We start from the raw sequence: 24,700 nt of genomic DNA, 5'->3' as shown, positions 1-24,700 counted from the left end.
TATTCTTATGCTAAAATTATTTTTAAGGAGATATAAGATTATGAAATGGATTTCAACTATTAAAAAAATTGGTAAAAAAGCTATCGATAATAAAGATGGCATGGTAATTTTGTTCGGCGAGGGTGCCAACAAAGACTTAGAAGATGTTTCAGTTATTCAAAAATTTAGTGATGAAACTCCAGTTAATGGCTTTGTCTTTAAAAAGGGTGATACGATTACTGTAGATGGTCAAACTTATGTAGCTAATTATGTAGGTCCAATGGTTGAAAGTAATATGAAGGCTTTGGGTCACGCTACTTTATTCTTTAACCGCCCAATTTCTAAAGCACCTTTAGCAAATGCGGTATATTTTGATCCAGATGTTGCTCAACCACTTCCAACCTTTAAAGTGGATGATGATATTGTTTACGAACACATTTAAATACTAGGACAGGTAGATGGATTATAAACAAAAAAGTAAAAAAGAAACCTTATTTAAAAAATGGTTTTTAGATAATCGGTTTAGTATTGTTTTATTAAACATCTTATTGTTCTTTTTAATTATCTGGATTTTTAAAAAAATTTCTTTTGTATTAAATCCTGCTTGGGTATTTTTTAGTGCGATTTTGCCGCCATTACTTTTAGCGGTTATTCAATATTATGTAATGAATCCAGTAGTAGATTGGTTTGAAAAGAAGTTTAAAGTACCTAGAGTTGCTACAATTCTTGTCTTGTTTCTGTTTGTTTTAATAGCTTTAATCTGGATTATCAATATCCTGGTTCCTATTGCCCAGAATCAGATTAATTCGCTGATTAAAAACTGGCCTCATATTTGGAACGATGCTGTTAATGCAACGCAGAATGCTTTGCGTGATCCTCGTTTGCATGAGGTAAAAGGTAGCTTACAAGGCATGATAGACAATACGCAAAAAACTTTGTTTAAATCAGGGCAAAGTACTATCAACGCTACTTTAGGCAATATATCATCTGCGGTAAGTATTATTACAATGATTGTGATGACTCTGCTTACTGCACCGTTTATCTTATTCTTTATGCTCAAAGATGGGCATCAATTGCGTCCTTACATTACGAAATTTGCACCGGAGCATTGGCAACCTAGTTTTAGTCAGCTGTTGTATGATATCAACTATGCATTGGCTTCATATATTCGTGGTCAAATAACAGTTGCTTTTTGGGTAGGCGTCATGTTTGTAATTGGCTACATAATAATTGGCCTACCATATGGATTAGCTTTAGCTATCCTAGCCGGTTTTATGAATTTGATTCCATATTTTGGGACACCATTGGCTCTTATTCCGGTATTCGTAATTGCAATTATGACTTCAGGATCAATGTTAATTAAGGTTTTAGTGGTCTTTTTAATTGAACAAGCAATTGAAACTAGAATTTTAAGTCCTTTAGTTATGGGGAATAAAATGGAAATGCATCCCGTAACTACTATTTTACTTTTAATCGGTGCTAGTTCCGTTTGGGGACTATGGGGTGTAATTTTTGGTATTCCGATCTATGCAGTCTTGAAGATTATCGTGTCTCGCGTGTACAATTATTATCGAAGAGAATCTGAAATTTTTAGTGAAACAGATGCTGTTTCTTCGACCACGGGAGATGCAGATACAAAAGCAAATAATGCTAAATAAATTAAAGCGTGGTTTAAAAGCTGCGCTTTTTTAGTTTAAGGAGTTTTTGAAATGACAAATCACGTAGTTTTATATGAGCCGTTAATGCCAGCTAATACTGGTAATATTGCACGTACCTGTGCAGGTACCAATACAGTTTTAGAGTTGATTGAACCTTTGGGGTTTCAAATTGATAATAAAAAAATGAAACGAGCAGGGCTCGATTATTGGGACAAAGTTGATGTACGTCGTCATGATGATCTGAATGCTTTTTTAAAGACTTTAGGGCCTAATGACGAAATGTATTTAATTTCTAAGTTTTCATCAAAGAATTATGTAGATGTAGATTACACCGACCCAAATAAAAATTATTATTTTGTTTTTGGTAAGGAAACTACAGGGTTACCTGAAACTTTTATGCGTGAATATTATGACAGAAATTTAAGAATTCCAATGTCAGATAATATTCGTTGCTATAATTTGTCGAATTCTGTAGCAATGGTCTTGCTTGAAGCATTGCGTCAACAAGGATTTCCAAATATGGAAACTGCACACCATTATGAAAATGATAAATTGAAGGATGATTATGATCGTCCAGAAAGATATGAACGTAATTTAGGAAGTGAAGAATAATGGATTTTGAGAGAAAAACACCAGTAACTGTACAAGCATTTCACTATGATTTAGTTGATGAAGATACAGAACCAAAGAGCGATGTTAGAACTGGCATTCAAAAATTGGATGTAAGTCAAGATGATGAGCATTCAGAAGAAAATGGCAGCTATTATGATGTAGCTGTGTTCTATGATGTAGTTCCTGCACCAAGTGAATTTAGAGTAAGTGGAACTATTCATCAGGTTGTTCAATTGAAAGATTATCATGGTGATGGTTCTGATATCAGTAGCGCAGATTGGCAACTTTTAAGTCGACCATTGGTTGAATATATTGAGACTTTAACGTATGAAGTAACTCAAGTAACTTTTGACCAACCGGTTAACTTGAACTTTAAAGCCAATTTTTAATCACTAATTAGGGTGAGTACATGCCTGTAAAAAGGAAAAAAAGAAAGACAAAAAAGACATATTCTAAAAAGAAAACAACTAAAAAACAAAATTTAAATTGGAGTATTTTGGGGCTAGTATTTATTTTGCTAGCTGTTTTTGCCTTTGTTAGATTTGGTATTTTAGGTAAACAGATTGCTAATTTGATTCGCTTGTTTTTTGGTGATTCGTATCTATTAGCTGCTAGTTTATTAGCCCTTTTTGGGCTGGTAAATTTGATTTATAACCAGCCAGTTCATTTGTCAGTTAAACGTACAATTGGGCTTTCTTTAGCATTCATTGGTATTTTATTGATTCAAAGTAGCTTGTATTACGAGCATGAATTAGTAAATAGTAATTTCTTGAATTCATTCTGGCATGCGATGACTGCAGAATTTGGTCGTGCCGCTGTTACAGAAAGTGTTGGTGGCGGCCTGATTGGTTCGCTAGGTTATCAGATTTTCTATCCGCTATTAGGACAAATTGGGATCAAGATTTTTGCGTTCTTACTAATTCCTATTGGAATCTTGATGTTCTTTGATGTGAAATTCAGGACGATTATTGAAAAATTTCAATCCAGTAGTCAATTATTTATTCAAAAAAATAAAACCGCTGGTGTTAAGTTGAAGGACAAATATAGCGACGTATTGGAAAAAAGAAAACAAAAACGTGCTAATGACGATGATAAAAATATTTTCCCAGACGTTGCAGATTTTGATTCTGATGACAATGAGGAAGATACTAGTGTTAAACCTTCAAGTGAAGACGTGATGGTCGAACCAGATCCAGAGCCGGCTCCTGAGCCGCAAATCCAAATTGCACCACAGCATGAAGAACCTGACAGCAAGGATTTACCTAAATCGCATTCTTTTGCTCAAGAAGATCAAAAATTGGTGCAAGAATTAGCCAATGTGGATCATGGTGAGTTAAAAACAGATACTATAGTTAACAAGTCATATAAAAAGCCTCCTTTGAGTTTATTAGATCCAATTAAATCAACTGATCAGAGTACAGACCGTGATTTAATTAAGAAAAATACTCAGGTTTTACAATCTACTTTTAAGAGTTTTGGTGTAAAGGTAATTATTAAAAAGGCCATTTTAGGCCCTACTATTACTCGGTATGAGGTTCAACCTGCCGTCGGTGTAAAAGTTAGTCGTATTGTTAATTTGGCTGACGATTTGGCTTTGGCACTTGCAGCCAAGGATATTAGAATTGAAGCTCCAATTCCAGGAAAACCTTTTATTGGTATTGAGGTGCCTAATCGGGCAACTTCAGTTGTATCTTTTAAAGATGTAATGGAACATCAAGATGCAAAGGCAAAAAAGGATCCAATGAATGTGCCATTAGGCAAAGACGTTACTGGAAGTACTATTTCCGCTAATTTGGCAAAAATGCCACACTTATTAATAGCTGGGTCTACTGGTTCTGGTAAGTCTGTTGCCATCAACACTATTTTGGCAAGTATTTTGATGAAAGCCAGACCAGAAGATGTAAAGCTAGTTTTAATTGATCCTAAAATGGTAGAACTTTCTGTTTATAACGGAGTACCACACTTGTTAATTCCGGTTGTAACAGATGCTAAATTGGCTTCTAATGCATTGCGCAAAGTAGTTAAAGAAATGGAACGCCGCTATAAGTTATTTGCGGCAGGTGGCGTTCGCAACATGGGCGAATATAATCAAAAAGTCGCTGAAAATAATCAGGATAAATCTAAGCCTGCAATGAAGCCATTGCCGTATATTTTAGTAGTGGTTGACGAACTTAGTGACCTGATGATGGTTGGTGGCCATGATGTTGAAGGAGCAATAGTTCGACTAGGACAAATGGCTCGAGCTGCCGGAATTCATATGATTTTAGCTACTCAGCGTCCAAGTGTAGATGTTATTACTGGTTTAATTAAAGCCAATGTTCCATCTCGTATTTCTTTTGCTGTATCTAGTGGTGTAGATTCTAGAACTATTTTGGACCAAACAGGAGCTGAAAAACTTCTAGGTCGTGGTGATATGCTTTATATGCCAATTGGTGCTTCAAAACCTGAACGTATTCAAGGTGCTTATATTGCGAGTGATGAAGTTGAACGTGTAATCGATTGGGTAAAGAAGCAACAAAAAGTTGACTATGATGAGACTATGATTCCTAAAAAGGGTGAAAACTCATCGGCTTCTGATAATGGAAACGATGAACCGGAAGATGAATTTTATAATCAAGCTGTTGATTTGGTTCGTCGTCAGCAAACAGCAAGCGTATCTATGTTGCAGAGACGTTTTAGGATCGGTTATAATCGGGCTGCAAGAATCGTGGATGAGATGGAAGCTAAAGGAATTGTGGGACCTTCTGAAGGTTCAAAGCCACGTCAAGTATTAGTCCCACCAGTAAAGAATGAAGGTAATGGAAATAATGCTAATGACTAATATTACAATTAGGAAAAATAAGAAATTTACAACAGCCGCGTTGGGCTGTTTTTTGCGTTTACCGCTGACAAGTCACAATTTAGCTTTTGCAAGCTTGCTATCACGTTTGCAGTCAAACACCAGTATGTTATATCCACAAATTGCGGAGCAGACTCGAAGATTGGCCGATTTATATGATTTGCAATTGGATATTATGCCTCAGCTTTTTGGTAAAGAAATAATTTTGACTTATTATGCAAATTTTGTTGAACCAACTGAAGTACTGGATCCAGAGTATGTATGTCAAGAAATAATTCAAACTATTAGCGAAATTATTACTAAGCCAGATTGTACTCCGGAGATGTTGGCCTATGCGAAAAGACAACTAGAAGATGATTATCGCGAGTTAATGGAGCAGCCTGCCAATTATGCCATCGATCAATTCTTTAAATTATGGTACCGGGATCAGCCAGATTATGCTGAGAATTTTATGGGACCAATTGATGAAATACAAAATGCTACTGTAGATGAGGTAAATCGTTACATTGAGAGTCTGCGTGATGTCCCTGTAGCCGTAATTGGCATGGGACGTGACCACCAGTTAATGACTAAACTAGCTAAATTTTATTTCACCCAGGCTGGTATTATAAAAAATTTCCAAACCACTGGCTTAACTATTCCTGCTAACAAAAACTTAATTGAAAAAGTTGATGAACAAGGCAATGCGCAAGCACAATTGTTAATGGGCTTTGGCATTAATCATACAATTAATTATCAGGAACAAATTGTAGGCTTACTTTTAAGTCAATATTTAGCAGGAGACCAATCATCTAAGTTGTTTAGTAAAATTCGTGAAGAATTAGGTGCAGCTTATGCTGTCGAGGCTAGCTGTTTTGCTAATAATTCTCTGTTTTTAATTAATGCTGGATTGGATCCCGATCAAGTAGAATCTGCTAAGCGAGTGATATTAAATGAAATAGAGAATTTGGCTGCTGGCAATGTAGATGAAGAACTTTTTAAAAAAGCTCAAAAGGCCTTGTATAGAAATACTAAAATTGGTTTAGACAGTCAAAATTGGCAAATGGGTCAAGCCTTTCGAGGAGAATTATTTTCAGACTATTTAGATTTTGATCGAGAGACTGCTATTAAAAAGGTCACAACTCATCAATTAGTCAGTTTTGTTCAAAATTTATTCTTTAATGAAAGCTATATTTTAAAATGATTACACCAAAAATTATTAAAAGAGAATATAAATCTGGTTTTAAAGCCGAGATTATCCTGAAGCCCCATTTTTATCAACGCTTTTTTGGTATTATTATTGATTTCGGCAGTAGTGATCCCCAAAAAGTAGCGGGTTCTGCCCACTTTTTGGAACATAAATTATTTGCTAAAAAAGATGGAGATATTTCTTCACAATTTGAGGAAATTGGCGCAGATGTTAATGCATTTACCTCCTTCAATGAAACTATGTTTTATTGCAGCGGGATTGAACACACCCCCAAGATGATTGATCTGTTGTTTAGATTAGTAGGCGAGCCATATTTTACTAAACAAAATATTGCCAAAGAGGCTCCTATAATTGAGCAAGAATTGGCAATGTACCAGGATGATCCGATGTGGAAAGTAAACAATGCCATTATGACGAGCATGTTTGGTAATTCCAATTTAGGGACCGAAGTAGTTGGGACTAAAGAATCGATTAATCAGGTAACCAAGCAAAATTTGACTAAGGTTTATACTGAAAATTATGTGCCTACTAAAATGCAATTTGTTGCTTGTGGTGATTTTTCGGATAATCAAGTTCGAACCATTTTGCGTCAAGTAGGTAAATTGCAAACTAAGTATCTAGCTGATCGTAAAGATGTTTCGACTCCGGTTTCTCAACCAGTGGGTGAGCTTTCAGATCAAGTTTTGCAAGCTAAAGGAAATTCAAAAGCTTTTGGATTGGGTATTCGATTTAAAAACTTTAAGAAAGTATTATCTAGTTCTGATTTGACTCAAATTCTGCTAGAAATAATGTTAGAATCAAAATTAAGCGTGATGAGTCCTTGGTTTGAGAAAATGCGCAAGGAAAAGCTGTTGGCTAATCCTTTGCAAATTTCAGTTAACTATACTAGACAAGGCGATTTTGCTACTATTTTTGGAGTTAGTGCAGATAATCAAAGAATAATTGAGGAGATTAAACGCGTTTTAACCCAACCTATAGATCCTAATTCTGAGCAATATCGTTTTATTAAAGAGAATTTTGTTTTGCAGAAGAAAGAATGGCTGGCCCGTACTATTCGGACAATGAATAATCTTTCATATTTTGCAATTGAAATGATTGAAGAAAATCTTGACCATGAAGATTTACAACTTAATTTATTAAAGTTGCAGACGATGGGCTTTGAAGAATTCGATCAAATTTGTCAAAAGCTGATGAAAGATAGCACTATTTGCTCGGCTTATTTAAACTCTGATAAGGAGGAGCAATAAATGAAGCGTGCAATTGTATTCGGTGCTACAGGTGGCATAGGACAAGCAATTTGTCGTGATTTGGCTGAAGATGGCTGGTCTCTTTATTTGCATTACAATTCCAAAAAGGAAGTTGCTGAAGAATTAGGTCAAAAGTTGTTTACTAAATATCCTGACCAGGATTTTATGCCGATTAAGTTAGATTTTGAAGTTGATGATGCACAATTAAGTGAATTTGTTCAGAATTTATTGCCGGTTAATGCAGCAGTTTTTGCTCAAGGGGTCACTAATTACGGCTTTCTAGGGGATGAAGATCTTGATAATATTACAAGATTAATAAAAATCAATCTGACTGTACCCATTAAATTAACTAAATTACTGGAGCCGCAGCTAATGAAACAAGGTTTTAGTCGAATCGTTTACTTAGGTTCGGTTTATGGAGGCTACGGTAGTGCTCTGGAATCGGTATATAGTGCCACTAAAGGTGGGTTAAGTCGTTTTGCGCAGGCTTATGCACGTGAAGTAGCATCAAATAATTTGACGGTTAATGTAATTGCACCAGGTGCTGTAAAGACTAATATGAACAGTATTTTTTCAGAAGATACTATTGAGGAAGTTCAAGAAGAGATTCCTGTTGGTCGTTGGGCTGATGGAAAAGATATTTCATATTGGATCAAAGTGTTGCTGAATGAACGAAGCAGTTACCTTACTGGTCAAACAATTTATGTTACTGGAGGCTGGCTTTTATAACTAAGAAGTTGTAAACGAAATTTTATGGTATACTCAATTTGTTAAATTTAATTTTGAAGAGGTTAATATGGCAGACATCGGAGATAAATTAAAGAGCGCCAGAGAGGCTAAAGGACTTTCAATTCAAGATATCGAAAAGGCAACTAAGATTCAAAGCAGATATCTTGAAGCAATTGAAAACAATGAATTTGATAAGCTTCCAGGTGATTTTTACGTTAGAGCATTTATTAGACAATATGCTCAAGTTGTTGGCTTAGATGGTAAGGAACTTCTTAGCGACTATCATGAAGATATTCCTGAATCCAAGCCGGATGAATACGTAGAAAACTCGATTGACAATAAGAGCGAAGAGGTTCGTGAAACCACAAATAACAAGAAGAATTTGTGGAAGAATTACTTGCCAAGAATCGCAATCGCATTAGGTGTAATTATCGTAATCTTAGTTGTATACGTATTGTATGCACGTATTTCATCAAGTGGTCAGCATCATGATACTGATAACAGCGGCGTAACTGTATCATCACAGAAGACATCATCGTCATCTTCTAAGAAGACTAAGCCGGTTGCTGTAAATACAGTTAAGATTAAAAAGATTAATGACAATGAATACCGTGTCCTTGGTCTTAAGAGGAATCGTCGTTTAGTTGTTAAGGCAGGTTCAACTCAAAATACTTCTGCGGGAGTACAAATTAATGGCAATGCAAATAGCTGGCAAGGAACTTTAATTGCTAAGCAAAAGCATACCCTTACTTTACCTTCAAACGCTGAACGAGTTGTAATTACCTTGGGTAATGATAATGGTAGTTCGATTAAGATCGGTGGCAAGAAGGTTCCATACGTACCTAATAATAGCTACAGAACAATTACTTTGTTAATTGGAAAGGCTAAGAAGACTACTACTCATCATACTGATGACAATACTAGTCAAAATGGAACGACTAGCGATAATAATACTAATAACAGTAATACTACTACTCAAAATCAAACTCAGAGCAGCTCTACTACTAGACACAACACTCAAACTAGTCACCAACAATCATCAGCTGCTCAAAGCAGTCAAACAAGACAAAGTAGTCAAACACAACAATCATCAGCTACTCAATCATCAACAACCACTACGCAAAATAACAATGCCGGTGGAAATGATAATGGTGGCAGCGGTGATGAAAATAATGGTAATTAAAGCTTAGGAGAAAATAAGAAGAATGAATTTACCTAATAAACTTACTGTTTTTAGAATCTTTTTGATTCCAGTATTTATGTTAATTATAATTTTCGGTGGGGATGCTCATACTGAAGCCGCTGGTTCAACTGTTGTTTGGAGCTGGGTAATTGCAGCTATTGTTTTTGCCGTAGCTTCAGCTACTGACTGGTTTGATGGTCATATTGCTCGTTCACGCAACATGGTTACCAACTTTGGTAAGTTTGCTGATCCTTTGGCAGACAAGATGTTGACTATGACTGCATTTATTTTCTTAGTTGAATTGAAGCTTGCTCCAGCTTGGGTTGTTGCAATCATCGTTTGTCGTGAATTAGCAGTTACTGGTTTGCGCTTGATTTTAGCTGAAAACAAGGGACAAGTTTTGGCAGCTAAAATGCCTGGTAAGATCAAGACTACTTGCCAAATGTTATCAATCATCTTCTTATTGATCGGTAACTTCTGGTATATCGGTACAATTTTACTTTACCTTGCATTGATCTTTACTATTTACTCAGGTTACGACTACTTCCACCAATCATGGGGCGTATTCAAAGGATCCATGTAAAATTAAAGATAAATTAAAAGAAGCATAAAATTGCTTCTTTTTTTATTTTCTCAAAAAAAAATTACCTTTTTTTGCGTATTTAATAGTGTAGGCTAAATACTTTGAACGTTAGTTTGTATATTGCTTGCAAAGTAGATAATGATCAAAGTATAATTACTGAGTACAAAAATTTAGGAGGAAAACATGCCCAAAGATGAAAAAAAGGCTGCTTTAGATGCAGCGCTCAAGAAAATTGAAAAGAACTTTGGCAAAGGTGCTGTTATGCGTATGGGTGAGAAGGCCGATACTCAAATTTCAACAGTTCCAACAGGTTCACTTGCTTTAGATGCTGCTATTGGTGTTGGTGGCTATCCTCGGGGACGTATTATTGAAGTATATGGACCTGAATCATCTGGTAAGACTACTGTTGCTCTTCATGCAGTAGCTGAAGTGCAAAAACGTGGTGGTACAGCCGCATATATTGATGCTGAAAACGCAATGGATCCAGCATACGCTGAAGCTTTAGGTGTAGACATTGATTCACTTATTTTGTCTCAACCTAATACTGGTGAAGAAGGACTACAAATTGCTGATACTTTAATTTCTAGTGGTGCTATTGATATTGTGGTTGTCGACTCTGTTGCTGCTTTAGTTCCACGTGCAGAAATTGAAGGCGAAATGGGGGATGCCCATGTTGGTCTTCAAGCTAGATTAATGAGTCAAGCTTTGCGTAAGTTATCAGGAACAATTTCCAAGACTAAGACTATTGCAATTTTCATTAATCAGATTCGTGAAAAAGTTGGGGTTATGTTTGGTAACCCTGAAACTACACCTGGTGGTCGTGCCCTTAAGTTTTATTCAACTATTCGACTTGAAGTAAGAAGAGCAGAACAGATTAAGCAATCTGGTGATGTAATTGGTAACCGCGTCAAGATTAAAGTTGTAAAGAACAAGGTTGCCCCACCATTTAAGGTAGCAGAAGTAGATATCATGTATGGTAAAGGTATTTCTCAAAGTGGAGAATTACTTGATATGGCTGCTGACAAGGATATCATTGATAAGGCTGGATCATGGTATTCATATAAGAGCGATCGTATCGGCCAAGGACGAGAAAATGCTAAGAAATATCTTGAAGATCATCCAGATATTTATCAAGATATTCAACAACAAGTTCGTCAGGCATATGGTATTGATGAGAAGTCAGTAGCTGATCGTGAAGATCCTGAAAAAATAAAGGAAAAGCGTGAAGAGGCTCAAGCAGAGAAGTCTGCCGAAGCTAAAAAGACAACTGATGATAAATAAAAATGATTTTTACCTTGGAATTATGTTCCAAGGTTTTTTCTTGTGGATTGACATGGACCAACAGGTTCTTTATCATAAAAGTTGTGTGAATAATTCTAAAAAAAGGCGATAGTAATCATGAATACAATTATTATGATTCCCGTCGCAACTGCCATTGTTTCAATTTTGGTGGGTACAGTGATTGGCTATGCTATTCGTAAACATTCTTGGGAACAAAAAGCTCAGAATGCACAAAATGATGCTGATCATATTTTAGCCGATGCTCGAGCACAAGTAGCTGCGGTAGAAGCAGAGGTTAATGCACAAAAGCAAGCAGCAGAAGCTGTTAAGCAAAGTGCTGAAAATACTAAGAAAGAAAAAATTCTTGAAGCTCAAGAACAAATTCGTGATTATAAGCAAAAGACTGAAGACAAGTTAAATTTAAAAAAGGATGATTTAGCTCGTCAAGAAAATCGTTTAAAGCAACGTGAAGATACTTTAGATCACAAAAATTCTTTGTTAGATGAAAGAGAAGCTGGACTCATTCAAAAGGAAGATCAATTAAAGCAGCAAGATACTAGCTTAAAGGCAAAATTAACTGAAGCTGATGAATTAGTTGAAGCTAGACGGCAAAAGCTTTATGACGTAGCTAAGTTGGATAAAGAAGAAGCAAAAAAGATTGTGCTTAATAAATTATCTGATGAGCTTGTTAAAGAACGTGCCGAATTGATTAGAAATAGTAATGAAGAAGTTAAAGCGAAAGCTGATCATTATGCTAACCAAATTATAGTTGATGCAATTCAGAGTAGTGCAGCAGATACTGTAGCAGAAACCACCGTGTCTGTTGTTGATCTACCAAATGAAGAGATGAAGGGACGTATTATTGGACGTGAAGGTCGCAATATTCGTTCATTTGAAGCTTTAACTGGTATTGATTTAATTATTGATGATACACCAAAGGTTGTAACTTTGAGTGGCTTCGATCCAATTAGACGTGAAATTGCGAAGAGAGCAATGGAACGTTTGATTAAGGATGGGAGAATTCATCCAGCTAGAATTGAGGAAATGGTTGATAAAGCTCGTAAAGAAGTTAATGACGATATTTATGAAGCTGGTGAAAGTGCCTTAATGGAACTTGGAATTCACCGTATGAATCCAGAACTCGTTAAGACGCTTGGACGACTCAAGTATCGTACTTCATATGGGCAAAATGTCTTGTCACACTCAATTGAAGTTGGTAAATTAGCTGGTACTATGGCTGCCGAATTAGGTCTAGATGAAAAATTAGCAGTTCGCGCGGGATTATTACACGATATTGGTAAAGCCATCGATCATGATATTGAAGGTTCACACGTAGAAATTGGTGTAGAGTTGACCCGTAAATATCATGAATCCGATGTTGTAGTTAACGCGATTGCTGCACACCATGGTGATGTGCCTAAGTTATCGTTTATTGCTGAACTTGTAGTTGCAGCAGATACGATTTCTTCAGCTCGACCAGGTGCAAGAAGTGAGAGTCTAGAAAATTACATCAGGCGTTTGACCGAATTAGAAAAGATAGCTAAGAGCTATCAAGGTGTCAAGCAGGCTTATGCCATTCAAGCGGGACGTGAGGTTCGCGTGATGGTAGAACCTGATGAAATTTCAGATGATCGTACAGTTATTTTGGCACGGGATATTCGTAATCAGGTTGAAAAAGAACTTGATTATCCTGGTAATATTAAAATTACTGTTATCCGTGAAAAACGAGTTGTAGCGATCGCTAAATAAATTTAAAAAGGTTTGAAATTAAAAGTTTCAAACCTTTTTTGTTATTTGTGCAAAACCGACTCTACTTGTATAATTAGAACGAGTAAATAAGGAAAGTAGCCAAATATGTTTAAAATCATTGTTGAATTATTTTTATTGGTAATTATCTCGGCGGCTATTACGCCGTTTATTCGGCGTTTGGCTTTCGTATTGGGAGCTGTTGATAATCCTAATGCACGTAGGGTTAATAAGAAGCCAATGCCTACTATCGGGGGATTAGGAATTTTCGTTACTTTTAATATCGGTGCATTTGTACTGTTACGAGAGCAATTTCCTACCCATGAAATCTTTTCGATTTTATTAGCTTCAAGTGTAATTGTGTTGACGGGATTGATAGATGATATTCTTGAATTAAAGCCTAGACAAAAAATGTTCGGCATTTTTATTGCCTCATTGATCATTTATTTCTTGGCAGGTATTCGAATGAATGTCTTAAAAATTCCTTTTGTCACGCACGAAGTTAATATTGGTTGGTGGAGTTTTCCAATTACCATTTTTTGGATATTAGCTTTAACTAATGCAGTCAATTTGATTGATGGACTGGATGGGCTAGCAGATGGGGTATCAATGATTTCTCTAACGACCATGGGAATCGTAGGATATTTCTTTTTACACACGCATCAGCTATATGTGCCTATAGCTTGTTTTATGTTAGCCGCATGTTTATTAGGTTTTTTACCATATAATTTCCATCCAGCTAAGATCTTTTTAGGAGATACAGGTGCATTATATATTGGATTTATGATTGCGGTTCTTTCACTGAAAGGTTTAAAGAATGTAACTTTTATTTCTTTATTAGTACCGATCATAATTTTAGGTGTGCCAATCACCGATACGGTTTATGCCATGATTCGGAGAAAATTAAATAAAAAACCTATCTCAGAGGCGGATAAACACCACTTGCACCACCAATTGATGAGAATGGGATTAACTCATAGACAAACGGTTTTAACGATCTATGCATTGTCTTTGGTCTTTTCTTTCATCTCATTATTATTCTTGCTTTCTCCGGCTTGGGGAACATGGTTATTAATTCTGGGATTGTTGGTTGCACTTGAATATTTTGTGGAATCAATCGGCTTGTTGGGTGAAAAGTATCATCCATTAATGCATGTTATCCAGAAAATCATTAATCAAAAAAGCAAAACTGATCCTACAGTTGAAGTTTGGCATTTGGGCGACGAGAAGCCTGACCAATTAAAAAATAAAAAGAATACAAAATAAAGAGTTTGGTTATTAGCCAAACTCTTTATTGTTCATGATAATTATTTTGTTCAACTGGAAGTTCGTTGTAGCGTTTTTCACCATTAGTGAAACTGATTTGACCAGCCAAAAGGTTGGTCAAATCTTTTTTTGTTTGTTCTTGATCATCTATATCTAAAAAAATATGAATTTTGATATCTACACCGTATTCAGTATCAGCTATGAAGACTTTATTCGTCTTAAGGTAATGATCAACTTCATCAAACCGATTATAAGGCACGCTGAAAATAAGTTCTTGTTGCAGGACACGTTTAACCACGCCAATTTTTTCTACAGCGTTGGTTACGCTATTGGAATAAGCCCGAATTAAGCCACCTGCACCGAGCTTAATGCCACCGAAATATCTGGTTACAACGACAGTGATATTTTTTAAGTTCATTAATTGCAGCGCTTTTAATTCGGGGATGCCAGCTGTGCCTGAAGGTTCACCGTTATCACTTGCTTTTACTTGATCATCATTTAAACCGATAGTATAGGCAAATGTGTTGTGGGTAGCGTCACGATATTTCTTTGAAATTTCCTGGATGAATTCATTTGCTTCATCTGTAGTAGTGGTTCGTGCCATGTTAGCAATAAATTTACTCTTTTTGATTACTAGTTCAGCAGCGCCATTTTCTTTAATAGTTAAAAAATTTTCTTCTTTTGACAAAAAAATCGCCTCTTTTTGCGTAATAGATAATAGAGGTGAAAAATATGGAAGATTTAACTCTATTATCGGGTCGTCAATGGATTGTTAATCAAAAGGATTCTAGCACACTTGAAGATTGTAGCAAAGTTCCGGTAATTGAAAATGGGTTGTGCAACCGATGTGGCAGTAAAGTCGAATGTAAATTACCAAGTGGCAAATTATACTGCCGTGCTTGTATTGGTTTAGGAAGAGCAAATGAGGGAGATGTTTTGGTTCACTGTCAAAATGCGAGCCAATTTTCAAAGTTACCGAATGGTGGAATGACTTGGAATGGGCAGCTGACTACGTTGCAACAAAAAATTTCAGATAATTTAGTTTTAAATTTTAAACAAAAGAAAAGCAGCTTAGTTCATGCGGTAACTGGTGCAGGAAAGACCGAGATGCTGTTTCAGCTAATTGCGGAGTGCATGAAGAATGGAAAACGTGCATGTATTGCCACACCCAGAATCGACGTGGTTAATGAACTATTTCCACGATTTGAAGCAGCTTTTGCGGAAATTGAGATTGGCAAATATCACGGGCGAGAATACCAAGAACCAAATTTGGATCAATTGACAATTTGTACTACGCATCAGTTATTGAAATTTTATGAAGCTTTTGATTTGTTAGTGATTGATGAAGTAGACTCGTTTCCTTATGTGGGAAATGATCAATTGCATTTTGCAGCTAAAAATGCCGTAAAAAAAGATGGAGTGCGCGTGTATTTAACAGCCACGCCGACAGAAGACTTATTAGAAGAGGTTAAGCAGGGAAAAATTGAAATCTTAAAGCTCAATCGGAGATTTCATGGTGGACTTTTACCGGTACCAAGGGAGAAATTATTTATTAAGCCGTTTTTAAATAAAAAAGGACAAATTCACGCTAATTTGCTTGCCGAAGTAAAAAAGGTAGTAAGAAGCGAGCATCCCTTGTTAATTTTTGTACCTCGAATTGAACAAATTCCGATCTATTTGGCAGCTTTAAAAAAGAAGTTGAAAGATAATAACGTGAAAATCGTTGGAGTGCATGCACAAGATTCTCAAAGAATAGAAAAAGTTGCGGCTTTTAGAGAGCGAAAGTATGACATTCTTTTGACTACTACGATTTTGGAACGTGGAGTAACTTTTAAAAATGTTTGGGTAATTATTGTTGCAGCCGATGATCCTATTTATACTGCCGCAAGTTTAGTGCAAATTGCGGGACGAGTGGGTAGAGCGAAAGAAGACAAAACAGGTTTAGTGCTATATTGCTATCATCGTTACACTAAAAATATTCGCAGCAGTATCAAGCAAATTAAGGGGATGAATAAATGAGACAATGTCTATTATGTGAGCAAGAATTTATTCCTCCAATTAAATTTGCCCAAATTTTCTCATTAAAAAATTTTAGGCAGCCTAAGATTTGCTTTCATTGTTTGAATCAATTTGAAAAATTGACGGGAAATCGTTGCTCAGTATGTTCGAAAATGATGGAGCAAGGGATTATTTGTAGTGATTGTAAAAAGTGGCAAAAGATATATCAAGGTGAAGTTTTGCATAATTCTGCATTATATCGGTATAATTCTGCTTTTCATGATTTGATGGTGGCGTATAAGCGAAGAGGAGATTATGTTTTACGGGAAGTATTGCAAGAATTAAGCTGGGACTATTTATCTAAAACGGAGTTTGATTATTATATTCCTGTGCCTACCTCACCTGGGCACCAGGTTAAGAGACAGTTCGATACAATTTCGGCTGTTTATGGAGATATTGTGTCCCTTACGCCGCTTTTAGCTAAAAAAGAAGGTAGTCATGCTCAAGGTGAGAAAAACAAAGAGGAGCGGCTAAAAACGCCCCAAAGCTTTTTTATTGATAAAACTATAAAAATAAAAGAAAATATACAGACAGGGAAAGTGTTGCTATTAGATGATATTTATACTACTGGACGGACGCTTTATCATGCACGAGATTGCTTAAAATCAAGGTTTCCAGGGATGCATATTGAAAGCTTTTCAATTTGTCGTTAGATTTGTTATGAAACGCTTTCATTTTTTGGTATAATGTAAGTGTAAAGAAAAACCGCATAGCGGTGAAAGGAGAATCTTATATGTTAAAGTACAATGTTCGTGGAGAAAATATTGAAGTAACTGACGCTTTAAGAAGTTATGTTGAAAAACGGTTAAATAAATTAGAAAAATATTTTGAATTAAGTCAAGACGTGATCGCACACGTAAACTTAAGAGTTTACCGTGACCGCTCTGCTAAGGTCGAAGTTACTATTCCTTTACCATACTTAGTTTTGAGAGCAGAAGAAACCACGGACGATATGTATCGTAGCATTGACTTCGTTTCGGAGAAACTTGAACGTCAAATTAGAAAGTACAAGACTCGTGTAAACAGAAAGAGTCGTGAAAAAGGTTTACAAGATTTCTTTGTGGAACAACCTCAAGAAGAAAAGAAGCCTAGCGAATTTGATATCGTTCGTAACAAGCGTGTAAGCTTAAAGCCAATGGATCCAGAAGAAGCAATTTTACAAATGGACATGTTGGAACATGATTTCTTTGTATTTGAAGATGCTGAAACCAATGGTACTAGTGTTGTTTACCGCAGAAACGATGGTCGTTATGGTTTAATTGAAACTAACGAATAATTAAGGTAAAATAATTACTAGTGTCAAACCTCGCGTGAGATAAACGCGAGGTTTTTATTTGGAATATTTTAAATTTGTAAATAATCATGTTAAAATTAATCTGTATTTTTAGACTTTACGATATATAAGGACCGATTTAATGGTAAATATTTTAAAGAAATTATATAACGACGATAAAAGAGAACTTAAGAAATTCGAAAAATATGCCAACAAGGTAGAAGGCTATGCCGATGAAATGAGCAAGCTTACTGATGAGCAATTACAAGCTAAAACTCCTGAGTTCCGTGAACGACTCAAGAAGGGTGAAAGCTTAGATGATCTTTTGCCAGAAGCATTTGCTGTTGCTCGTGAAGGTGCCAAGCGTGTGCTTGGTCTTTATCCTTTCCACGTTCAGATTTTAGGTGGTATTGCACTTCACTATGGTAACATTGCCGAAATGATGACTGGTGAAGGTAAGACTTTGACAGCAACCATGCCTGTATACTTAAATGCGCTTGAAGGCAAGGGTGTACACGTTGTTACTGTTAACGAATACCTTTCAAGTCGTGACGAAGAGGAAATGGGTCAACTTTATAAGTGGCTTGGTTTAACTGTGGGCTTGAACTTAAATTCAATGTCTCCAGATGAAAAGCGTGAAGCTTATAATTGTGATGTTACTTATTCAACTAATTCAGAATTAGGCTTTGACTATTTGCGTGACAACATGGTTGTTTATAAAGAGCAAATGGTACAACGTCCACTTAATTACGCCATCATCGACGAAGTTGACTCAATTTTGATTGATGAAGCTAGAACACCTTTGATTATTTCTGGTGAAGCTGAACAAGCAAATAGTGACTATATTCGTGCAGATCGCTTTGTTAAGACTTTATCTGAAGATAAGAGCGATGACGATGCAGATGATGACGAAGATCATGGCGATTATAAGATCGATTGGCCAACCAAGACCATTTCTCTTACTAGAACTGGGATTGAAAAGGCATGTAAGCACTTTGGTTTAAGAAACTTATATGATGTTGAAAACCAAAAGTTGGTTCACCACATCGATCAAGCTCTTCGTGCTAACTACATCATGCTTAAGGATATCGATTACGTTGTTCAAGACGGCGAAGTTTTAATCGTTGACTCATTCACTGGTCGTGTAATGGAAGGACGTCGTTACTCAGACGGTTTACACCAAGCAATTGAAGCTAAGGAAGGCGTTAAGATTCAAGAAGAATCAAAGACGCAAGCTACAATTACTTACCAGAATTTCTTCAGAATGTACAAGAAGTTATCTGGTATGACTGGTACTGCTAAGACTGAAGAAGAAGAATTTCGTGAAATCTACAATATGCAGGTAATCACAATTCCAACTAACCGTCCAATTGCTAGAAAAGATATGCCTGATATTTTGTATCCAACTTTGGATTCAAAATTCCATGCTGTAGTTGAAGAAATTAAGAAGCGCCATGCTAAAGGTCAACCTGTGCTAGTTGGTACTGTAGCCATCGAGAGTTCAGAAAGATTGAGTAATTTGCTTGATGAAGCAGGTATTCCACATGCTGTTTTAAACGCTAAGAATCACGCAAAAGAAGCTCAAATTATTATGAATGCCGGTCAACGTGGAGCTGTTACTATCGCTACTAACATGGCTGGTCGTGGTACTGATATTAAGCTTGGGCCTGGTGTTAAGGAACTTGGCGGTTTAGCCGTAATTGGTACTGAACGTCACGAATCACGTCGTATTGATAACCAGCTTCGTGGTCGTTCTGGTCGTCAGGGTGACCCAGGTTACACTCGTTTCTACTTATCACTTGAAGATGACTTGATGAAGCGTTTCGGTGGAGACCGTGTTAAAGACTTCTTGGATCGTTTATCAGACAATGATGATGATAAGGTAATTGAAAGTCGTTTAATCACTCGCCAAGTTGAATCAGCTCAAAAGCGTGTTGAAGGTAACAACTACGATACTCGTAAGCAAACTTTGCAATACGATGATGTTATGCGTATTCAGCGTGAAATTATTTACGGTGAAAGAATGCAAGTAATTAATGCTGATAAATCATTAAAGAATGTTTTAGTTCCGATGATTCACCGTACAATTGATAGTCAAGTTGATATGTTTACTCAAGGCGATAGAAGCGAATGGCGTCTTGATTCATTGCGCGACTTTATTTCTTCAAGTTTAACTTCTGAACAAGTTACAGATTCAATTGACTTTAAGACTATTAGTGTCGAGGACTTAAAGAAGAAGTTATACGACATTGTGGAAAAGAACTTTGAAGATAAGGAAAAGGCATTAGGCGATCCTAGTCAAATGCTTGAATTCGAAAAAGTTGTTATCTTACGTGTTGTTGATGATCGCTGGACTGATCACATTGATGCAATGGATCAATTGCGTCAATCAATTGGACTTCGTGGTTATGGACAACTTAATCCACTTGTTGAATATCAAGATTCTGGTTACAGAATGTTTGAAGAAATGATTTCAAATATTGAATTTGATGTAACTCGTTTGTTCATGAAGGCTGAAATTAGACAAAATCTTAGTCGTTAATAAAGAAAGAGGGGAGTTAACAGCTTCCCTTTTTTTGCAATTATTAGTAAAGGGAATTGAGTTTAAATGGAAATTAGTGAAATTCAAAGTGTGCTAGACGAATTAAAGAAACGCCTAGATCACTTTAGGGGGTCTCTTTGACTTAGATGCAATTGATGAAAGCATCGAAATAAATGAAGCAAAGATGGCTGAACCGGATTTTTGGAATGATCAAGAGAAAGCGCAAAAATTAATTAGTGACAATAATCTGTTAAAAGAAAAACGTGATTCGTTTTTGAAATTGCAACAGGGCTATGAAGATGAAACCACTGCGCTTGAACTTTTACGTGAAGAACCAGATCCAGATTTGCATCAAGAAGTAGAAACTGATTTAAAAAATCTGCAAGAAGCGTTTCATAATTATGAATTAGACTTATTGTTATCAGGTAAATACGATAGTCATAATGCACTCCTTGAAATCCACCCAGGTGCCGGTGGTACTGAAGCGATGGATTGGGGTCAAATGCTTTTCCGGATGTATCAAAGATATTGTGATGCAGCAGGTTTTAAGTTTGAGATTAATGATTATGAACCTGGTGAAGAAGCTGGACTTAAGAGCGTAAGCGTTAGAATAAGCGGCAAAAATGCTTATGGGATGCTCAAATCAGAAAATGGAGTTCACCGATTGGTTAGAATATCACCTTTTGATGCGGCCAAAAGACGGCACACTTCTTTTGCTTCAGTAGAAGTGATTCCTGAAATAGATGACAGTATTCAAATTGATATTGATCCTAAAGATTTACGAGTTGATGTTTATCGTTCTAGTGGTGCTGGTGGACAGCACATTAACAAAACTTCTAGTGCGGTAAGAATTACTCACTTGCCTACAGGCATTGTGACTACTTCTCAGGCTCAGCGTTCGCAGCTTCAAAACCGTGAAACTGCAATGAATGAATTGAGAGCAAAGCTTTTTCACTTAGAAGAGGAGAAGAAGCGGAAGCAAAAGCAGGCTTTAAAAGGTGATCAAAAAGAAATCGGTTGGGGATCTCAAATTAGATCTTACGTTTTCCATCCATATAACTTGGTTAAAGATTTACGCACAGGATATGAAACTGCAGATGTTAATGGCGTAATGGATGGAAAACTGCAGCCATTTATTTATTCATATTTGCAATGGCTTCTTAGTCAAGAAAATCCGGAGTAAATGAAAGATGAGTTTTTTAGGCATTGTAACGTTAGTTTTAATAGCGTTAATCATATTAAGTTTATTATTTGTCTTTTTTAAAGCATTTATTCTATTGTTGCCAGTCGCTTTAATTGCAATCGCAATTATTTGGTTGATTGGGTTTACGGGAAGAAAAAATAAGAATAATATGCCAAGTAGTGGTAATTACTATGATTGGTTTAAAAATGTTAATTCCACTCAGTCACAATCCCGTCCCCGCAAACAAGCTAAAAATGTGACTACAAAAGATATCGATAAATAGTTGGGAGGTAAAAAACTATGGCCGATGCAGTAAAATTAAGCAAATTAATTGAAGACAATAAAAGTATTCTTGAGGTGTATCAAGGACATGAATATATTAAAGATGATGAAATATATGTTTCTGATATTTATCGTCCAGGATTGGAGTTAACGGGATACTTTGATTTTTATCCTGCACAACGTATTCAATTATTGGGTCGTACTGAAATCTCATATGCTGCTAGATTAGACCACGATATTAGAATGCATGTATTTAATAAAATGGCTACTAAGGCTACACCATGCTTTTTGATATCACGTTCTTTACCTGTGCCTAAAGAATTAGCGGAAGCCGCAGAAGAAGCTCAGATTCCAATTTTGCGGACTGGAGAATCAACCACCTATATTTCAAGTATTTTGACTGAATATTTACGTGCGCGTTTAGCTAAAAGAACTAGTATTCACGGAGTTTTGGTTGAAATTAAAGGTATGGGTGTCCTGCTAACCGGCGCTTCTGGTGTTGGTAAATCTGAAACGGCTTTAGGTTTGGTTCAAAGAGGCCACCGTTTGATTGCGGATGACCGAGTAGATGCCTTCCAAAAAGATCACAACACTGTTGTAGGTGAAGCTCCGAAGATTTTGCGTCATTTGATGGAAATCAGAGGTATCGGGATCATTGATGTAATGAACTTATTTGGTGCCGGTGCTGTTAAGAGCAGAACTGAGATTCAATTGGTAATTAACTTGGTTAACTGGGATCCTAAGGCTAACTATGATCGTTTAGGCTTTGAAGAAAATGCACGTACGCTTTGCAACGTCCCTATTCCACAGGTTAATATTCCAGTTAAGGTCGGACGTAACATTGAAAGTATTATTGAAGTAGCTGCGATGAACTTTAGAGCTAAGCAAATGGGTTACGATGCTGCACAAACTTTTGATAATAATTTGACCAGTTTAATTTCAGAACATTCAAAAGAGGATACGAACAAGGAGCCACATCATAATGATTAATATGGTAATTAATCCAGTTGCATTTCAATTAGGAAATTTAAGCGTAAAATGGTACGGTATTATTATGGCCGTAGCAATCGTACTTGCTGCGTGGATGTCCATTGAGGAAGGAAAGAAGAGACAAATAATCAGTGATGATTTTATTGATTTACTCTTATGGGCCGTGCCATTAGGCTATGTAGGTGCTAGAATATATTACGTAATTTTTGAATGGGGTTATTATTCTCAACATCCAGATCAAATTATTGCTATTTGGCATGGTGGAATTGCCATCTATGGCGGATTAATTGCAGGATTAATAGTACTCTTGATTTTTTGTTACAAAAGAATGTTGCCACCTTTTTTGATGCTAGATATTATTACACCTGGTGTAATGGCCGCTCAAATTTTAGGTCGGTGGGGTAATTTTGTAAATCAAGAGGCTCATGGTGGTCCAACTACCCTTCATTTTTTACAAAGTCTTCATTTGCCTGAGTTTATTATTCAGCAGATGAAAATAGGTGGGACATATTATCAACCTACTTTTCTTTATGAGTCTTTTTTTAACTTGATAGGATTAATTTTAATTCTGGCTCTGCGTCATCGAAAACATGTCTTTAAACAAGGAGAAGTTTTCATGACTTATCTTCTTTGGTATAGTGTAGTAAGATTCTTTGTCGAGGGTCTGAGAACGGATAGTTTGTATGCTTTTGGAATGATTCGTGTATCGCAGGCACTGAGCTTGGTTTTATTTATTGCAACAATTATTTTATGGATTTATCGTCGTAAAGTAGTTAAACCAAAGTGGTATTTGCAAGGCAGTGGGTTAAAATATCCATATACAAGAGATTAGTTTAGATAAAAATTTCAATATAGAAAGTTTGAGAGAAAAAATGACAAAGATTTCAGTTTTAGGTAATGGTTCATGGGGTTCAGTTTTAGGTTCAATGTTAGCCGATAACGGAAACGATGTGACTCTTTACGGTAACATTGATAGTGTTAACGAAGAAATTAATAAAACTCATACCAATAGTCACTACATGAAAGATTGGAAATTAAATGAAACTACTAAGGCTACTGGAGACCTTGAAGAAGCACTTGATGGTGCAGAATTAGTTTTATTTGTTTTACCAACTAAGGCAGTAAGAATTGTTGCTAAGAATGTACGTAAGGTATTGGACAAGACAGGTGCTAAGCCACTTTTAGTTACTGCAACTAAAGGTATTGAACCAGGTACTAAGAAGCTTATTTCAGAAATCTTGACTGAAGAAGTTTATCCAAATGATGAAGATAAGATCGTAGCTATTTCAGGTCCAAGTCATGCTGAAAATGTAGCTCAAAAAGATTTAACTGCTATTGCATGTGCTTCAACTGATGAAGAAAATGCTAAGAAAGTTCAAAAGATTTTCTCAAATGATTATGTTCGTTTCTACACAAATGATGATTTAGTTGGTGTAGAAGTTGGTGGTGCCGTTAAGAACGTTATCGCCATTGCAGCTGGTATTTTAGTAGGACAAGGCTACGGCGATGATGCTAAGGCAGCACTTATGACTAGAGGTTTAGCTGAAATTACTCGTTTAGGTGTTAACTACTTTGGTGCTAAGCCAATGACTTTTAGTGGTTTATCAGGTATTGGTGACTTGATCGTAACTTGTACTTCAGTTAACTCACGTAACTGGCGTGCCGGTAAACAAATCGGTGAAGGCAAGAGCTTAGATTACGTTCTTGAAAACATGGGTCAAGTTGTAGAAGGTGCAACTACTGTTAAAGCCGTTCATGAACTTAGCGAAGAAAAGAACATCGATATGCCAATTTGTGAAGCTATTTACCGTGTTCTTTACGAAAACACTGATGTAGCTGAAGAAATTAAGCAAATGATGGGCAGAGATCCTAAGCCAGAAATTCGCCTTTAATTTTTAATAAAATAAGGATAAAAAGACATGTTCAGATGAGCATGTCTTTTATTGTTAATAATATAGATCAGAAAAGACAGAGTCATTCCAGCTAAAAATGGAATAAAAAAATGCCCGGATTTAAAATTGAAGTGCAACACTAAGTGTTAAACAAAAAGGCCATGAAGA

General features: G+C 36.2%; 23 protein-coding genes. 22 read left to right on the top strand and 1 reads right to left on the bottom strand.

Annotation, left to right across the window (positions count from 1 at the left end; genetic code table 11):
- The first annotated feature begins 40 nt into the window (after nucleotides 1-40).
- The 13 genes from CP368_RS02700 (at nucleotide 41) to CP368_RS02640 (ending at nucleotide 14,312) form a co-directional block, all read left to right on the top strand.
- On the top strand, nucleotides 41-421 hold the full coding sequence (locus tag CP368_RS02700) for a PTS glucitol/sorbitol transporter subunit IIA (RefSeq protein WP_098043897.1): 381 nt from the start codon (nucleotides 41-43) through the stop codon (nucleotides 419-421).
- Between the two features lie 16 nt (nucleotides 422-437).
- Nucleotides 438-1,637, top strand: a complete 1,200-nt coding sequence (locus tag CP368_RS02695) for an AI-2E family transporter (RefSeq protein WP_087175633.1) — start codon at nucleotides 438-440, stop codon at nucleotides 1,635-1,637.
- A 51-nt stretch (nucleotides 1,638-1,688) separates the two neighbouring features.
- On the top strand, nucleotides 1,689-2,249 hold the full coding sequence (locus CP368_RS02690; protein ID WP_098043898.1) for a tRNA (cytidine(34)-2'-O)-methyltransferase: 561 nt from the start codon (nucleotides 1,689-1,691) through the stop codon (nucleotides 2,247-2,249).
- On the top strand, nucleotides 2,249-2,638 hold the full coding sequence (locus tag CP368_RS02685; protein WP_098043899.1) for a DUF1149 family protein: 390 nt from the start codon (nucleotides 2,249-2,251) through the stop codon (nucleotides 2,636-2,638). Before CP368_RS02690 ends, CP368_RS02685 begins: the two co-directional genes overlap by 1 nt.
- A 20-nt stretch (nucleotides 2,639-2,658) precedes the next feature.
- Nucleotides 2,659-5,070, top strand: coding sequence for a DNA translocase FtsK (locus tag CP368_RS02680; protein WP_098043900.1), 2,412 nt, complete (start codon nucleotides 2,659-2,661; stop codon nucleotides 5,068-5,070).
- Nucleotides 5,057-6,271, top strand: a complete 1,215-nt coding sequence (locus tag CP368_RS02675; protein WP_025005495.1) for a pitrilysin family protein — start codon at nucleotides 5,057-5,059, stop codon at nucleotides 6,269-6,271. The genes CP368_RS02680 and CP368_RS02675 overlap by 14 nt, the downstream gene beginning before the upstream one ends.
- Entirely contained in the window at nucleotides 6,268-7,524 is a 1,257-nt protein-coding gene (locus CP368_RS02670) for a pitrilysin family protein (protein WP_087363030.1), read from the top strand. Before CP368_RS02675 ends, CP368_RS02670 begins: the two co-directional genes overlap by 4 nt.
- Nucleotides 7,525-8,253, top strand: coding sequence for an elongation factor P 5-aminopentanone reductase (gene ymfI, locus CP368_RS02665; RefSeq protein WP_025005496.1), 729 nt, complete (start codon nucleotides 7,525-7,527; stop codon nucleotides 8,251-8,253).
- Between the two features lie 67 nt (nucleotides 8,254-8,320).
- A complete protein-coding gene (locus CP368_RS02660) occupies nucleotides 8,321-9,436 on the top strand; it encodes a RodZ family helix-turn-helix domain-containing protein (protein ID WP_098045736.1) in 1,116 nt (371 codons plus the stop codon).
- 22 nt (nucleotides 9,437-9,458) lie between these two features.
- Nucleotides 9,459-10,019 carry a CDP-diacylglycerol--glycerol-3-phosphate 3-phosphatidyltransferase gene (pgsA, locus tag CP368_RS02655; RefSeq protein ID WP_025005498.1) on the top strand — a complete coding sequence of 187 codons (561 nt, stop codon included), beginning with the start codon at nucleotides 9,459-9,461 and terminating at the stop codon, nucleotides 10,017-10,019.
- Between the two features lie 183 nt (nucleotides 10,020-10,202).
- Nucleotides 10,203-11,300: a recombinase RecA gene (recA, locus tag CP368_RS02650; protein ID WP_025005499.1), complete on the top strand. Its 1,098-nt coding sequence runs from the start codon at nucleotides 10,203-10,205 to the stop codon at nucleotides 11,298-11,300.
- Nucleotides 11,301-11,417: 117 nt separating this feature from the next.
- A complete protein-coding gene (gene rny, locus CP368_RS02645) occupies nucleotides 11,418-13,049 on the top strand; it encodes a ribonuclease Y (RefSeq protein WP_098045735.1) in 1,632 nt (543 codons plus the stop codon).
- A 105-nt stretch (nucleotides 13,050-13,154) separates the two neighbouring features.
- Nucleotides 13,155-14,312 carry a glycosyltransferase family 4 protein gene (locus CP368_RS02640; protein WP_056945578.1) on the top strand — a complete coding sequence of 386 codons (1,158 nt, stop codon included), beginning with the start codon at nucleotides 13,155-13,157 and terminating at the stop codon, nucleotides 14,310-14,312.
- A 25-nt stretch (nucleotides 14,313-14,337) separates the two neighbouring features.
- Here CP368_RS02640 and CP368_RS02635 read toward each other — a convergent pair whose 3' ends face one another.
- Complete coding sequence (locus CP368_RS02635; RefSeq protein ID WP_056945512.1) at nucleotides 14,338-15,000, bottom strand: YigZ family protein; 663 nt, start codon at nucleotides 14,998-15,000, stop codon at nucleotides 14,338-14,340.
- A 44-nt stretch (nucleotides 15,001-15,044) separates the two neighbouring features.
- On the opposite strand from CP368_RS02635, the gene CP368_RS02630 reads away from it, so the two are divergent.
- The 9 genes from CP368_RS02630 (at nucleotide 15,045) to CP368_RS02590 (ending at nucleotide 24,532) form a co-directional block, all read left to right on the top strand.
- Nucleotides 15,045-16,331: a DEAD/DEAH box helicase gene (locus CP368_RS02630; protein ID WP_098045734.1), complete on the top strand. Its 1,287-nt coding sequence runs from the start codon at nucleotides 15,045-15,047 to the stop codon at nucleotides 16,329-16,331.
- Nucleotides 16,328-17,023 carry a ComF family protein gene (locus tag CP368_RS02625; RefSeq protein WP_025005161.1) on the top strand — a complete coding sequence of 232 codons (696 nt, stop codon included), beginning with the start codon at nucleotides 16,328-16,330 and terminating at the stop codon, nucleotides 17,021-17,023. The genes CP368_RS02630 and CP368_RS02625 overlap by 4 nt, the downstream gene beginning before the upstream one ends.
- Nucleotides 17,024-17,103: 80 nt before the next feature.
- Complete coding sequence (gene hpf / locus CP368_RS02620; RefSeq protein ID WP_087175641.1) at nucleotides 17,104-17,646, top strand: ribosome hibernation-promoting factor, HPF/YfiA family; 543 nt, start codon at nucleotides 17,104-17,106, stop codon at nucleotides 17,644-17,646.
- Between the two features lie 139 nt (nucleotides 17,647-17,785).
- Nucleotides 17,786-20,185 carry a preprotein translocase subunit SecA gene (gene secA, locus CP368_RS02615; protein ID WP_087235407.1) on the top strand — a complete coding sequence of 800 codons (2,400 nt, stop codon included), beginning with the start codon at nucleotides 17,786-17,788 and terminating at the stop codon, nucleotides 20,183-20,185.
- A 66-nt stretch (nucleotides 20,186-20,251) separates the two neighbouring features.
- Nucleotides 20,252-21,368, top strand: a protein-coding gene (gene prfB, locus CP368_RS02610) for a peptide chain release factor 2 (RefSeq protein WP_164477382.1) whose coding sequence is annotated in 2 segments (ribosomal slippage) — nucleotides 20,252-20,323 and nucleotides 20,325-21,368 — 1,116 coding nt in all. Because the reading frame shifts where the segments join, the coding sequence is not laid out codon by codon here.
- Nucleotides 21,369-21,375: 7 nt separating this feature from the next.
- Nucleotides 21,376-21,651 (top strand): hypothetical protein, encoded by a 276-nt coding sequence (locus CP368_RS02605; protein ID WP_025005157.1) that lies wholly within the window; start codon nucleotides 21,376-21,378, stop codon nucleotides 21,649-21,651.
- A 17-nt stretch (nucleotides 21,652-21,668) separates the two neighbouring features.
- Nucleotides 21,669-22,640: an HPr(Ser) kinase/phosphatase gene (hprK, locus tag CP368_RS02600; protein ID WP_098043905.1), complete on the top strand. Its 972-nt coding sequence runs from the start codon at nucleotides 21,669-21,671 to the stop codon at nucleotides 22,638-22,640.
- Nucleotides 22,633-23,472 carry a prolipoprotein diacylglyceryl transferase gene (gene lgt / locus CP368_RS02595; RefSeq protein ID WP_198995851.1) on the top strand — a complete coding sequence of 280 codons (840 nt, stop codon included), beginning with the start codon at nucleotides 22,633-22,635 and terminating at the stop codon, nucleotides 23,470-23,472. Before hprK ends, lgt begins: the two co-directional genes overlap by 8 nt.
- A 40-nt stretch (nucleotides 23,473-23,512) precedes the next feature.
- Nucleotides 23,513-24,532: an NAD(P)H-dependent glycerol-3-phosphate dehydrogenase gene (locus CP368_RS02590; RefSeq protein ID WP_025005155.1), complete on the top strand. Its 1,020-nt coding sequence runs from the start codon at nucleotides 23,513-23,515 to the stop codon at nucleotides 24,530-24,532.
- The last annotated feature ends 168 nt before the right edge of the window (nucleotides 24,533-24,700 follow it).

It is taken from the genome of Lactobacillus sp. UMNPBX17 (assembly GCF_002553735.1).
In the GTDB taxonomy this organism is placed as follows: Bacteria; Bacillota; Bacilli; order Lactobacillales; family Lactobacillaceae; genus Lactobacillus; species Lactobacillus gallinarum.
Note: the sequence above shows the minus strand (reverse complement) of the source record. Positions and strands in the feature narration are given on the sequence as shown.

Coding starts and splice junctions, on each gene's coding strand:
- CP368_RS02700 (WP_098043897.1), top strand. CDS start 41: ATGAAATGGATTTCAACTATTAAAAAAATTGGTAAAAAAGCTATCGAT.
- CP368_RS02695 (WP_087175633.1), top strand. CDS start 438: ATGGATTATAAACAAAAAAGTAAAAAAGAAACCTTATTTAAAAAATGG.
- CP368_RS02690 (WP_098043898.1), top strand. CDS start 1,689: ATGACAAATCACGTAGTTTTATATGAGCCGTTAATGCCAGCTAATACT.
- CP368_RS02685 (WP_098043899.1), top strand. CDS start 2,249: ATGGATTTTGAGAGAAAAACACCAGTAACTGTACAAGCATTTCACTAT.
- CP368_RS02680 (WP_098043900.1), top strand. CDS start 2,659: ATGCCTGTAAAAAGGAAAAAAAGAAAGACAAAAAAGACATATTCTAAA.
- CP368_RS02675 (WP_025005495.1), top strand. CDS start 5,057: ATGCTAATGACTAATATTACAATTAGGAAAAATAAGAAATTTACAACA.
- CP368_RS02670 (WP_087363030.1), top strand. CDS start 6,268: ATGATTACACCAAAAATTATTAAAAGAGAATATAAATCTGGTTTTAAA.
- ymfI (WP_025005496.1), top strand. CDS start 7,525: ATGAAGCGTGCAATTGTATTCGGTGCTACAGGTGGCATAGGACAAGCA.
- CP368_RS02660 (WP_098045736.1), top strand. CDS start 8,321: ATGGCAGACATCGGAGATAAATTAAAGAGCGCCAGAGAGGCTAAAGGA.
- pgsA (WP_025005498.1), top strand. CDS start 9,459: ATGAATTTACCTAATAAACTTACTGTTTTTAGAATCTTTTTGATTCCA.
- recA (WP_025005499.1), top strand. CDS start 10,203: ATGCCCAAAGATGAAAAAAAGGCTGCTTTAGATGCAGCGCTCAAGAAA.
- rny (WP_098045735.1), top strand. CDS start 11,418: ATGAATACAATTATTATGATTCCCGTCGCAACTGCCATTGTTTCAATT.
- CP368_RS02640 (WP_056945578.1), top strand. CDS start 13,155: ATGTTTAAAATCATTGTTGAATTATTTTTATTGGTAATTATCTCGGCG.
- CP368_RS02630 (WP_098045734.1), top strand. CDS start 15,045: ATGGAAGATTTAACTCTATTATCGGGTCGTCAATGGATTGTTAATCAA.
- CP368_RS02625 (WP_025005161.1), top strand. CDS start 16,328: ATGAGACAATGTCTATTATGTGAGCAAGAATTTATTCCTCCAATTAAA.
- hpf (WP_087175641.1), top strand. CDS start 17,104: ATGTTAAAGTACAATGTTCGTGGAGAAAATATTGAAGTAACTGACGCT.
- secA (WP_087235407.1), top strand. CDS start 17,786: ATGGTAAATATTTTAAAGAAATTATATAACGACGATAAAAGAGAACTT.
- CP368_RS02605 (WP_025005157.1), top strand. CDS start 21,376: ATGAGTTTTTTAGGCATTGTAACGTTAGTTTTAATAGCGTTAATCATA.
- hprK (WP_098043905.1), top strand. CDS start 21,669: ATGGCCGATGCAGTAAAATTAAGCAAATTAATTGAAGACAATAAAAGT.
- lgt (WP_198995851.1), top strand. CDS start 22,633: ATGATTAATATGGTAATTAATCCAGTTGCATTTCAATTAGGAAATTTA.
- CP368_RS02590 (WP_025005155.1), top strand. CDS start 23,513: ATGACAAAGATTTCAGTTTTAGGTAATGGTTCATGGGGTTCAGTTTTA.